Origin of the sequence: Streptomyces sp. NPDC087844 (assembly GCF_044742785.1) — a bacterium.
Classification (GTDB): domain Bacteria; phylum Actinomycetota; class Actinomycetes; order Streptomycetales; family Streptomycetaceae; genus Streptomyces.
The window spans coordinates 1-11,460 of record NZ_JBIUVD010000057.1 but is presented as its reverse complement, the minus strand read 5'-3'; the positions used below and the strand labels follow the sequence as shown (position 1 = coordinate 11,460).

The window sequence follows — 11,460 nt, the reverse complement described above, 5'->3', positions numbered from 1 at the left end:
CCACACCCACCCACGACATCACCACCTACCTCATCCAGAACACCAACGGCACAACCCTGATCACCATCCCCAACCCCACCTGAACAACAACCCACGAACCGACAAGCACCCGCCGGCAAACAGCAATTGGCTCTCCTGCCTCAGGCCCTGTCTCTTCGGCGTCACATGGCTCGGGCCGTACGTGAGGGTGGTGGCCATGCCGCAGCATGGTCACCACGTCTGGTCCTCCAGGCTCGTGTTCGGGTTTGCCGCGCCCTCAGCAGAACGCTGCCAGAGTGGAGGGTCCCTGGCCGTCTCGCATGCCCAGGGTCCGCAGCCGGCGCTCAGGCGATTCCTCTCTTCGTCCGTCCACGACGGCTTTCACCGCGCGGCGTGCGACCGGATCGGACAACGGCGCTTCGAGCCCGTCGTCGCCGGCCGTCCGTCGTCGCACCCTCGCGGCGGTGCCCTCTCCCGCCGATCCCATCAACTCCAGCACGAAGCTCGCGACGGCCTTGCGTCCCGGCTGTGTCCTCGGCCCGTTCCACACGCGCGAGAAGAGATCCTCGGCGTCCTCGAAGCGTCCGTCGCGGAGCGCGACCACGCCTCTGAGGTTCATGGCGGCCGCTGACAGGTTGGGGGAGCTCAACTCCGAGGCGACCTGTTCCACTTCGTCCAGTCGGGTGTGGGCCGAGGCCACGTCCCCGTTCTTCTGATCCAGGTACGCCAGCCGCAGCAGGGCGTACGCGTATCGCATGCGGGCACCGATCTCGCGCAGTGTGCGGCTCGCCTCCGTCCAGCTTTCCCGTGCGTCGGCGTCCTCGTGTTCGTACTCATCCGCGTCACCCCGCAGAATCAGGGAGAACGCCAGGGCGAAGGCGTCCTCGCCGACCCGTGCGGCGTCCACCGCCATGCTCGCCTGCTGCCTGGCCCCAGCGGTGTCGTCCAGTCGCAGGCAGTGGGACGACCAGGAGCCGCGCAGCACCGACTCGGCCCAGTGCATGCCGGTTCCCGCGAGACCCTTCGCCGCCTTCTCGAACAGGACCTGGGCACGCGCGTCGCCCGCCAGCATGGCGTGCAGGGCATCGCCCACGGGTCCCACCAGATCAAGGAGGGGGTTGTGTGACCGGACCCAGTGCTCGTGGTGACGCCGGCCGTACACTGCGGCATTGTCCGACTGTCCTGTCGTGTGCGACAGCCAGGGGATCCAGGACAGGACGAACGACAGGCCCTGCTCCGATTCGGGGGACGCATGGCGGTCGCCGGGGGAAAGAGCGTCGTAGGCCTTCAACGTCTGCAGCATGAGGTCGAGGCCTTCTTCTTCCTTTCCGCTCACGAACCAGTAGTACGAGATGCCGCCCTGCAGGATGAGCGCCTCCGCCGCGCGACCGCTCCGGATCAGGTGTTCCGTGGCTGCGCGCAGGTTCGGCAGCTCCTCCGATATCACCGAGGTCCAGTACGCCTGCCGGGCGGAACTCAGGCCGATCGAGGCCTGTTTGACGATCTCCATGGCCCATGCGGTCAGGCGCTCGTACGCCTGGGAGATGCGGCCCTCCGTCGTGAGTCTGTCGAGCGCGTACTCGCGGATGGTCTCCAGCATGCGCAGCCTCGCCCCGTTGGGGCCGTGGGCCGGGATGAGGAGCGACTTGTCGACGAGCTGGCCCAGCACGTAGATGTTCGGCGCATCCGGCTTTCCGCCGTTGCCGGACGACGAGAACTGTTCGGCCGCCTGGACGGACACACCGCCGGTGAACACGGCCAGCTCGGTCAGTGTCTGCTTCTCCCCGTCATTGAGAAGGGCGTAACTCCAATCGAGGACCGCGAGCAGCGTTCGGTGCCGTTGCGGGGCTGTCCGCCCGCCGCGGGTGAGCAGGCGGAAGCGGTCGTCGAGCCGGCGGGAGATCTCGCCGACGGGGAGGAGCCGGGTGTGGGCGGCGGCCAGTTCGATGGCCAGCGGCAGGCCGTCCAGTCTGCGGCAGACTTCGCGAACGTCCCTCAAGGTGTCGTTGTCCGCGCTGAAGGACGGATCGACCGCGGTGGCGCGCAGTCTGAACAGCTGAGCGGCGTCCTCCGGTTCCAGGGGATCCAGGGGACAGAGCGATTCCCCCGGTACGGACAGCGGCTCACGGCTGGTGGTGAGGATGGTCAGGTGCGGACATCTGTTCAGCAGCCGGTTGACCAGAGGGGCGACGCTGTTGAGCACGTGCTCGCAATTGTCCAGGGCGAGAAGGACAGCCCTGTCGCCGATGAAGGTGGCCAGGCGTTCCTCGTGAACTGAGTCCGGGTGGGCGTCGGCACCCTCGATGCCGGTGAGGCCGATCATGGAGGCCAGCGCCTGCGGCAGGCCGCTCTCGTGCACGGAGGCCAGCTCTGTCCACCACGCCCCGTCGTACGACTGCTGGATCTCCAGGCAGGCCTCCAGGGCCAGGCGTGTCTTACCGACCCCGCCGGGTCCGACGATCGAGACGACGCGGTGCTGGGACATCGCGCGGATCAGTCCGGCCTGGACGCTCTGGCGCCCGACGAACGGGCCCAGGGGGCGAGGCAGGTTGCCGTCGGGGCGATGCGGCCAGGAGCCGGTGTCCTCCGGACCGTTGCCCGGCAGAGGATCCGACCGGCCCGCCGCGGAGAGACGTATGGCGGACTGCAGGTCGGTGAGTTCGGGGGACGGATCGAGGCCGAGTTCGGACAGCAGCAGATCCCTGCCCTGACCGTAGACCTCCAGGGCCTCGGCGTGCCGTTCGTCCGTTTCCAGGGCACGCATCAACTGTCCGCGTGAGCGTTCGCGCAACGGGTGTCTGGTGACCAGTGACCGGAGTTCGGGTATGAGTTCCTTCGCCCGCCCTGTCGCCAGGCCCGCGGTGACCGCATCGTCCAGGGCTGTGGCCCGGAGCTCTTCGAGTCGCAGCCGGTCCGATTCGAACGCCTGCATGGGGATGTCGGCCAGGGCGTCGCCGTGCCACAGGGCCAGCGCGTCCCTCAGGGCCGTCTCGGCCGTGCCGTAACGTCCGGTCGCCAGGGCTTCCCTGCCGGCCGCGAGCAGATTCACGAAGAGACTGACGTCGTTGCTGTCGAGGGGGGACAGCCGCAGCCGGTACCCCGAGCCCTCCGTGACGATCCTTGCCCCGGCGCCGTCGGCCGACAGGCTCGCCCGCAGCTTGGTGACCTGTACCTGCAGAGCGTTGAGCGGGTTCTTGGCATCGCCCTCCTGCCACAGCTCCGCGATCAGAACGTCCCGGGCCACCGACTGCTCCTCGGCCAGCAGGAGCCGCCCCAGCACGGCCCGTGACCGTGCCCCGGGCAACGGGATCTCGGTGCCGTCGTCCGTAAACGCCCGCACGGGACCGAGTAGTTGGAAGTGCATACGTGCAGTAAACCTCAGGGGTGGGGTGTGCCTGTGCCGACTCCGGACGGCAGACGCGGACCGGGTGCCCGGGGTCCCGGCCGGGGCCGGTCAGCGGCAGGACAGAGGGACGACAGAAGCGCCGGTTGTAATCAGTGGCCGGGGAGGGCGCGCAGGACCGCCGATGCGTCGTCTCGCATACCCACAGGAGTCTGGATGATCAATGAGGAAGCACCCGGTCGGCTGGCAGCCGTCGTGGGGGAGAAGACGCTTGCGCAGGCCGGAGTGGTGTTCATGCCGCTGGCGAGCAGGCAGTACCTTCGGGACCTGGCACGGTTCCGCCTGCTGCTGGCCTCCACGGAAGAGTTGTCCAGCAGGCGTGCGGACGCGCTCACGAAGTGGTGGCACAGACTCTCCGAGGTGATGACGCTTCACCAACGCGCGATGAGTGATGTCTTCTGGAGCTGTCTGCACAGCAAGGGGCCTCAATTCGACTCGGTAGTCAACTCGATGCACCTGCGGTACGAAACGCTGGGTGTCTCCCGGACGGATGCGGGGCGTCGCCTCATCTCGGTGCTGAAACTCGGAGAGTCGCCACAACTGGCGCAGATTTCCTTCATCCGTTTTCAGGAGGAAGTAGCAGATGTTTCGTTCTGGGAGAACAGAGAGGTGATTCCGCCGGCTCTCAGGTGTTTCACTCCTGGCGACTGGAGGCGGGTCGAGTCCTACGTCCTGGCTGTCCAGGCGGCGCAGGGCAATCTGGGCCACGTGCTGCCGTGGTTGCTCGACGGAGTCGCCGGGGAGGAGTCGCAGGAAATCCTCTCGGCCTTCCCGGCCGGAATGGCGCACATATACCATTCGGAATGGCTTCCCGAGTACCGTCGTTGCCTGAACGAAACCTGGCCGCATTCCTCGGACAGGTAGGAGCCCGCCGTGCCCCCTCCGGGACGGGTACATGAAAAACCCGTGCCTGCTCCTGCGAAGGAACGGGCACGGGTGGACTCGGCCGAGTCTGTCACCAGCCGTGGCAGTGGAAAGGGCGCTGCCGCACCCGGCAGGCATCATGGTGGAAGAAGCATCCGGAGAGGTCGAGGCCGCCCCCTCCCGCTCGTTACCGCCGTGCTGTTCTCCAGGGCCACCGCAGAGGCGAGGGCAGCCCTCTTCAGGTAATGCGCCGTCGTCCAGCTCTCTTTCGATTCCGAAGTGGTTTCGAAGAGTTCTGCGATGATGCCGCGGGCTCGCGGTCGACGTCTGCTTCCGCTCCGCCGACCGCAGACAGGAAACCCCCGGAGAGGCAGGAATCAGATGAAGCGGATGGAGGCGATCTTGTTGTCGAACCCGATGGTGCCGAGGTCGAGAGTGTTCGAGTTGATCACACGGACCTCGCCCTGGCAGTCGGCCTTGGCCCACACCCGGGCCGGACCGCTCATGTGAACGATCGCCGACGCCGAGCCCGGGGCGGGCACGTTCTTGCAGCCCGTGCCGCTCACACCCCGTGCCACATTGTTCTCGGACTGGTCGTTCGGGTCGTCGAGAAGAACGGCTGATCCGGTCTTGACGCCACCGGTCGGACTGCTGCTGCCGCCGGCGGCAGGCTGCTCGGCCTTCGGTCCGAAGAACACAGAAGAAATCTTGTTGTCGAACCCGATGGTGCCGAGGTCGAGGATATTTCCCTGAACCTTCTTCGAGGTTCCGGTGCAGTTCGCTCCGGTCCAGATGATGATCGATCCCTGGGCCTGCAGAGAGGACGCGGCATTATCGAACTTGACGTTCTTGCAGCCGACTCCCTTCAGTCCTGAGGAACCGTTCTCGGCGAAGTTCTTGTCATGGATCAGGGTGACGGATGTGGCGAAACCGCCCTGCCCTCCCGCTGCCTTCTGAACGCCGTCCGACGATCCCGAAGCATCGGAATCGCCGCCACCACACGCTGTGAGCAGCATGAGCGCCGCAGTGCCGGCAGTAACCAGTCCAAGGTGCTTGCGAAACATGAAATCTCCTTCAACGACCGCTCCCGGTTGTTCCAGGAGGCTTCGGTCCTGCAATACGGGGCCGTCCAGAAGGTGGTTCACAGGTGCGGGCGACGAGTTCGCCGGCCCACATGGCGACGCCGAAAAGCTGCCGGGCGGAAGAACCGGTGGGCGTCGGGCCACGTAAGAAGAGGCAGTGCCACGGACCTGGGCATGCCGAATCGCGGACGAAGGAGAAATCTTTCACTTCCGAAGCCGGACGCCGGAAGCAGAAAGAGGGTCCTCGGCCGTCGGCACGTCGAGAGCGGCGATTCGCCACTCCGTCCGTCGAGCCCGAGGACGACGCACAGGTCGCTCAGGCCGGGGCCCTGTGCCTGCCTGTCGGTCCTATGGCGGTTTCGTGCGGTACCGGTGTCGATCCGAGATCTGTGAGGGCGAAGAAATTCCCACGTGGCACGTAACAGGCACATCCGGTTTGCTGTCGCATGAGGAGTGAAGTGAGCAATAGCGCCGTGAGGTTCACCGTGCTGGGCCCGGTCAGGGCCTGGCGGGGTTCGGCGGAGATAGGGCTGGGCAGCCCTCAACAACGTGTGGTCCTGGCGGCGTTGCTGCTGCGGCAGGGCCTGCCGGTGTCCGCGAAGGACCTGATCGACGCCGTGTGGGGAGACCGCCCGCCCGCATCGGCCACGAATGCCCTGCGCATCTACATCCACCGCCTGCGGCGGAGCATGGAACAGGCGGGCACTCCGCCGGAGCCGGTCATCGAGTCGGTGGGCAGCGGATACCGGGTGCACCTCGCGTCCGACGTCCTCGACATGTCGGTGTTCCAGGACCGCCTCGCCAAGGCGCAGCGCATGCGTCGCGAGGGAAACCTCGCGGCCTCCCACACTCTGCTGCGGGACGCGCTCGCGCTGTGGCAGGGAAACGGACTCGCCGACCTGCCCGGCAATTGGGCGCAGATCCAGCGGACCCGGCTCGACCAGCTGCGCCTCGATGCCTTGGAGGCGAAGTTCCAGACGGAACTGAGGATGGGGGCGCACCACGAGATCACGGCTGAACTGAACAGCGTTGTCGCCGACCATGTTCTCGACGAGCGCTTCCGGGAGATTCTGATGCTCGCCCTGTACCGCTCCGGGCGGCAGGCAGCGGCTCTGGAGGTGTATCAGGAGACCCATCAGCTGCTTACGGCGGAACTCGGCGTCGGCCCGGGGCCCGGCCTGCAGCACCTGCACCAGAGAATTCTGCGCGGTGACCCGGCCCTGTTGAGTCCCGAACGGGAGCCCGGACCGTCATCGGCCGGCCTGCCGTCCGGGGCCGGTGTCCCTACGGCCGGACACGTCCCCACCGCCGCACCGGCACAGCTTCCGTACGATCTGCCGGTCTTCGCCGGACGCCACGAAGAAGTGACTGAGGTGGAATCTCTCGCCGAGGCCGGCCGTCGACGGGACGCCGGTACCACGCTGTGCGTAGTGGTGGGTTCGGCGGGTGTGGGCAAGACCACGTTCATCGTTCACGTCGCCCATCTTCTGGCAGCCCACTACCCCGACGGGCAGATCTACCTCAACCTCCACGGATACGACGCGCAGGAGGCCCCCGTTTCCATACAGAGCGCCCTGCGCATCGTTCTGGAATCGTTGGGAGTCGCCGCGGACCGGCTGCCGCCGGACATGGACGCCCAGGCGGCCCTGTACCGGAGTCTGATCGCCGGACGCCGTGTCCTCCTGGTGCTGGACAACGCGCGCAACGCGCATCAGATCCGCCCGCTGCTGCCGGCCGTCCCGGGGTGCCTGACGATCGTCACGAGCCGGAACCAGCTGTCCGACCTGGTCGTCAAGGACGGAGCACATCACCTGAGGCTGGGCGCGCTGTCGAAGGCCGAGGCCCGCGACGTCCTCGTCCGCCGCCTGGGTGCCGACAGGGTCAACGAGGACCCCCTGGCGACCAGAAAGATCATCGACCGCAGCGCGCAACTGCCCCTGGCCCTCGCGCTGATCGCAGCCCGTGCGCGTACCCGGCCGGAGACGTCGCTCGCCGCCGTGGCCGACGAACTGTGCGGCGCGCCCAATGTCATGGACGTCCTGAGCGATGCCGACAGCAGCCTCGACGTACGATCGGTCTTCTCCTGGTCCTATGTCGGGCTGGCCCCGCAGACCGCCCGGCTGTTCCGGATGATGGCCGTCGCCCCGATTCCGGACTGCTCCCTCGCGACGATCGCGGCCCTGGCAGCCCTCCCGGTGTCCCGGGCACGGAGTCTGCTGGCCGAACTCACCACCGTCCATCTCGTCGATGAGCCGACCCCCGGTCACTTCGTCATGCACGACCTGCTGAGGGAGTACGCCGCGGAACTCCTGCGCGAGCGGAACGGCGAGGAGACCGGAGCCTTCGACCGGCTGCTCGCGTACTACCTGCACACCGCCTACACGGCGGCCCGGACCCTTGCCGTGAACCTGCCACCGCTCGACCTCGAACCGGTCCCCGCCGGCGTCGATCCCGAGAACATCACCGACCCCGAACGGGCGGTTGCCTGGTTCGACAAGGAGAACGAGGCCCTCCTCCACGTCACCGAACGAGCCGGGACCACCCCGGGCCGTGAGGCGCAGGCATGGCAACTGGCCTGGTCGTTGATGGAGTACCTGCAACGAACAGGACGCTGGGAGGACCAGATCACCCTGCAGAACAACGCGTTGGCAGCGGTGCTGCGCGGCCGGGACCGCCTGGGACAGGCACACGTCCACCGCAATCTGGCCCGTGCCCACGCCCAGAGCGAACACGTCACGGAGGCCCGGCACCACTTGCGGCAGGCCCTCGTGATCTTCGAGGAACTGGACGATCTCATCGGTCAGGCGCGTTGCCATGGAAACTTCGCCCTGATCCTCGCCCGCCAGGGTGACTACGCCGCGGCTCTGCCGCACGTCCACCGGGCCGTGGAGCAGTTCGAGCTGGCGGGCGACCCCACCGGTCAGGCGAGCGCCCTGAACAACCTCGGATGGACCTATGGGCAGCTCGGCGAACACCGAAAGGCGCTCGGCTACTGCCGGCGGGCACTCGAACTGCTCCGCGAGGTGGGTGACCGGGTCGCTCAGGCCGCCACCTGGGACAGCCTCGGCTACATCCATCACCAGCTCGGCGACCACCGGCAGGCTCTCGGCTGCTACCAGCGCGCCCTCCATCTCGACCGGCAACTGGGGGACACGTTCAACGAGGCCGAGACGATGGAGCATCTGGCCGAGACCTGCCTCGCCACGGGCGCGTGGGGTGCCGCTCACGACGCATGGGCCTTTGCGCTGAAGGTCTTCGAAGAGCTCGATCCGCAGGCAGCGGACCGGGTCCGGGCGCGACTGCGTGATCTCCGGAACCGGGTCACCGCCCGGTCCGGGGCAGCGGACGGCGATCACGCGTGAGACGTCAGCGCCGCCCCGCCGCGACACGGTGCACCAGCCGTTCCACAGGACCGTGCCCGTAGCGGCTCATGATCCGGGCGCTCACCCACACCTGAGCGGCGTACAGCGCAGCACAGCCCAGCAGCAGGACAGCGACATGCACGCGCCCGTACAACCCCAGGCCGTACCCGGTGAAGACCACCGTCAGCACCAGCGACTGCGCCAGGTAGTTGGTCAGGGACATCCGGCCCGCCGCGGAGAGCGCCACGCGGATCTTCTCGAATCGTCCGGTGCGCCACAGCAGGAGAAGAAAGCAGACATAGGACGTGGTGAGCGCGGGCGCGGTCACCGATCCCACGGCCTTGCCGAGGTAGAGCCACTCACGTCCCAGGGGACCGTTGCCGCAGGCTGCCATGAAGACACTTCCCGGGACGCCGATCAGCAGGCCGTACAGCCCGGCCCGGCGCAGCCTGTCCGGCCCGTTGGTGCCTCGCTGCAGCAGCCGCGTCTTTCCGGCGGCCAGCCCGAACACCATCGCGGCGAAGATGTGCGGAGCGAAGACGAGGTTCCCTCCGGCGGCCGCGCCGAGCGTGGCGGCTCGGGCGTGCAGCGCGTCGGCCGCGCTGCCCCGGTACAGGGACGAGGTGTCCGCGAAGGCGGCCGTGACCGCGTTCGCGTCCGCCGCCGTATAGGGCAACGACACGATGGCGAACACACCGACCGCTGTCAGGAAGGCACAGAACAGGACCAGCGTCACGGCACCGATGCGTACCAGCGTGCGGGGCGGAAGGCCGCGGACGAAGTAGAGCGCGAAGCCCAGCACGGCGTACGCGGTGAGGATGTCCCCGGAGAACAGGAACAGCGCGTGACAGGCACCGAGGACGAACAAGGCCAGCAGCCGACGGGCGTACCGGGCGGGGAAGGAAGAACCTCCCGGCACGGGCAGACGCGACTGCAGGGCCACGCTGTAGCCGAAGACGAAGGAGAAGAGGAGATAGAACTTCATCTCGGCGACGACATCGACCAGCCCGGTGACGGCCCAGTCGGTGGAGACGCCGGAGACATCCGTGTGCCCGAAGTAGTAGGCGCCGGAGACGAGTTGCGCGTTGATCACCAGGATGCCGAGCAGGGCGAAGCCGCGCACGGCGTCGATCTCCTGGACGCGCTCCGGTGCGTCGCGAGGGGAAGGCGCGGTGCGGGAGAGTGTGTCGGTCATCGGCGCTGAACCTTTCCGCACCGCTAGAGCGCCAGTTCTTCCGCCACGGCCTTCCGCAGCTCCTTGATGTCGGTTTCCGTGCCCGGACACTCCGTCGATGTCCAGGTGCCGTGGCCGTTGAGGGGAGATGTCCTTTTGCGGGCGCCGTCGGTGGGGTCGACATAGGTGACCTCTGACAGCGGGTCGAGGTCGTGGAGGCGCGACAGTGCCGCCAGGAGCTGTGCCAGGGACCGCCGGGCCGCCGCGGAGGGCGCCTGCCCGCTCATGTCTCCCAGCAGGGCGACTCCGATGTTGCCGGTGTTGAAGCCCGCCGTGTGGAATCCGGTCACCACCTGGGCCGCCGCGTTGTGCGCGGGCAGCCCGCCGTCTCCGGAGGCCCGCCCCTCGTAGACGCGGCCGGAGGAGTCGACGAGGAAGTGGTACCCGATGTCGCCCCAGTCGTTCTGTACGGCGTGCAGCTCGAAGATCGCTCGTATCGTCGAGGCCGGGTCCGGGTCGTCGTTCGCGGTGACCGTGTGATGGACGGTCAGCGCCTGGGCGTCGGAGAACGCGGGCCGGGCCGTCACCTTCGTCTCGTCGGCGCCCCACTCGGCGCGGCCGATAATACCGAGGTCGTCCAGGTCCGGGCGGCTCTCCCGCGACGGCTTCCGGCGGGAGGCGGACGGGGCCGGCCGGGGACGTTCGGGGCCGTGGACGGTGTCCATCACGACACCGCTGAGGATATCGATGTCCTCGGGGTACTCCACCTGGTACGCCCGGGCGTCGTCGGCCGGCACCAGGGCGCGGGACACCGCGGTCCGCTTCTCACCCGGCGCCGCATCACGTCCACAGGGGCACGCCGCCGCGACGGGAGTCCAGGAGGAGGAAGGGGTCCCGGACGCGTCCAGGAAGCGGATGCGTATGCCCTCCTCCGGCCCCGTCCAGCTGAGCCCGACCGAGGTCATCGGGAAGGGGGACCGCTGCGTCTCCCGGGACGTCGGCACCCCGCCGACGGACCGGGTGTCAGGAATCCCCCTCCCGTCCGCGGCGGCCGAGGGCTTCGCACGGGACCCGCCGCGGCTGTCGGAGCGCGTACACGCCGCCAGGGCGGGCAGTGCGACCGCGGAGGCCAGCACGATGAGGGCCCCGCGCCGGGAGCGGACCGGACGGCGGACGCCGATTCCGGACGTCTGATTCTTCGTCACGCGGTCCTCGCTCGGCGGTGTTCCAGGGGGCGGCATGAGCCGGTCAGTCGTCGGCTCACGGTGTGTATCCGCGGTTGGTGAGGGCTTGTCTGAGGGAGCGCAGGGCGAGGTGGGTGCGGGATTTGACGGTGCCGGGGGGTATGCCGAGGGCTTGGGCGGTCTGGCTGACGGAGTGGTCGAGGTATTGGACGTGGACGAGGATTTCGCGGTGGGCGGGGGTGAGGTCTTCGAGGGCTTCGAGGACGATCTTCTTGGTGAGGACGTGGTCGGTGTGTTCGGGTCCGGGCATGTCGGCCAGGACGGTGTCGCTGGTTTCGGTGGGGCGGGCCTGGCGGGCGCGGTGGCTGTCGATGACGAGGTTGCGGATGACGGTGACGAGCCAGGGGCGGAC

The 11,460-nt window shown here is 68.0% G+C and carries 7 protein-coding genes; 2 read left to right on the top strand and 5 right to left on the bottom strand.

The window, feature by feature from the left end; all coding sequences use genetic code 11:
- Positions 1 to 256: 256 nt before the first annotated feature.
- Positions 257 to 3,343, bottom strand: coding sequence for an AfsR/SARP family transcriptional regulator (locus ACIOKD_RS41880; protein WP_402093723.1), 3,087 nt, complete (start codon positions 3,341 to 3,343; stop codon positions 257 to 259).
- A 195-nt stretch (positions 3,344 to 3,538) separates the two neighbouring features.
- Between ACIOKD_RS41880 and ACIOKD_RS41875 the strand changes: the two genes are divergently transcribed.
- Complete coding sequence (locus tag ACIOKD_RS41875; protein ID WP_402093722.1) at positions 3,539 to 4,246, top strand: hypothetical protein; 708 nt, start codon at positions 3,539 to 3,541, stop codon at positions 4,244 to 4,246.
- A gap of 377 nt (positions 4,247 to 4,623) precedes the next feature.
- On the opposite strand, the gene ACIOKD_RS41870 is transcribed toward ACIOKD_RS41875, so the two are convergent.
- Positions 4,624 to 5,310: a hypothetical protein gene (locus ACIOKD_RS41870; RefSeq protein ID WP_402093721.1), complete on the bottom strand. Its 687-nt coding sequence runs from the start codon at positions 5,308 to 5,310 to the stop codon at positions 4,624 to 4,626.
- Positions 5,311 to 5,786: 476 nt separating this feature from the next.
- Here ACIOKD_RS41870 and ACIOKD_RS41865 point away from each other — a divergent pair, with 476 nt between their 5' ends.
- Positions 5,787 to 8,690 (top strand): BTAD domain-containing putative transcriptional regulator, encoded by a 2,904-nt coding sequence (locus ACIOKD_RS41865; RefSeq protein WP_402093720.1) that lies wholly within the window; start codon positions 5,787 to 5,789, stop codon positions 8,688 to 8,690.
- A 4-nt stretch (positions 8,691 to 8,694) separates the two neighbouring features.
- Here the strand turns inward: ACIOKD_RS41865 and ACIOKD_RS41860 are convergent, their stop codons facing one another.
- The 3 genes from ACIOKD_RS41860 to ACIOKD_RS41850 all read right to left on the bottom strand — a co-directional run.
- Positions 8,695 to 9,885 (bottom strand): DUF418 domain-containing protein, encoded by a 1,191-nt coding sequence (locus ACIOKD_RS41860; RefSeq protein ID WP_402093718.1) that lies wholly within the window; start codon positions 9,883 to 9,885, stop codon positions 8,695 to 8,697.
- 23 nt (positions 9,886 to 9,908) lie between these two features.
- Positions 9,909 to 11,069 (bottom strand): N-acetylmuramoyl-L-alanine amidase, encoded by a 1,161-nt coding sequence (locus ACIOKD_RS41855; protein WP_402093716.1) that lies wholly within the window; start codon positions 11,067 to 11,069, stop codon positions 9,909 to 9,911.
- A 55-nt stretch (positions 11,070 to 11,124) separates the two neighbouring features.
- Positions 11,125 to 11,460 (bottom strand): sigma-70 family RNA polymerase sigma factor (locus ACIOKD_RS41850; RefSeq protein WP_402093715.1); only part of this gene is annotated, 336 nt, incomplete at its 5' end.

Coding starts and splice junctions, on each gene's coding strand:
- ACIOKD_RS41880 (WP_402093723.1), bottom strand. CDS start 3,343: ATGCACTTCCAACTACTCGGTCCCGTGCGGGCGTTTACGGACGACGGC.
- ACIOKD_RS41875 (WP_402093722.1), top strand. CDS start 3,539: ATGATCAATGAGGAAGCACCCGGTCGGCTGGCAGCCGTCGTGGGGGAG.
- ACIOKD_RS41870 (WP_402093721.1), bottom strand. CDS start 5,310: ATGTTTCGCAAGCACCTTGGACTGGTTACTGCCGGCACTGCGGCGCTC.
- ACIOKD_RS41860 (WP_402093718.1), bottom strand. CDS start 9,885: ATGACCGACACACTCTCCCGCACCGCGCCTTCCCCTCGCGACGCACCG.